Source organism: Vibrio sp. 1249-1, assembly GCF_033340495.1.
Map to the genome: position 1 here is coordinate 1 of NZ_JAWOWJ010001076.1, position 539 is coordinate 539.

Annotated in this window: 1 protein-coding gene; it reads left to right on the top strand. The window is 43.4% G+C overall.

Annotated elements, in window-relative coordinates:
• On the top strand, positions 1-424 hold a 424-nt coding region (locus tag R7Z50_RS30555; RefSeq protein ID WP_318150158.1), incomplete at its 5' end, for an ABC transporter permease.
• Positions 425-539: the final 115 nt, after the last annotated feature.

Below are 539 nucleotides of genomic sequence, written 5' to 3' on the forward strand. Positions count from 1 at the left end.
TGGCTTGCTGGTTGGTGCTATTGTGACGTGCGTGTCGCTGCTGTTTGTGGATCTACAGGTTGAGCACTGGGGCATTATTGTGGCGACGGTATTTATGACGTCGGTGGTGTTTGCTCTTGGTGGATTGATCAATGCGGTTTACGCAAAGACGTTTGATGACATCTCAATCATTCCTACGTTTGTATTAACGCCGCTTACCTATCTTGGCGGTGTGTTTTATTCGATTAGCCTGTTGCCTGAGTTTTGGCAAGGTGTATCGAAAATCAACCCAATTGTTTACATGGTGAATGCATTCCGTTACGGATTTTTAGGCGTATCGGATGTCGGTATCGTGACTTCATTTAGTGTACTTGGTGTGTTTGTTGTGATGCTGTACGCCATTGCCCACTATTTGGTAACAAAAGGGATTGGGCTACGAAGCTAAGCCATGCTCATAAAGAAAAGAGCAGCGATTTACGCTGCTCTTTTGCATGCACAACAATACATACCCATACAATCTTCCGGTTTTTATCATGATAGGTTTCAATCATTTGTAATAA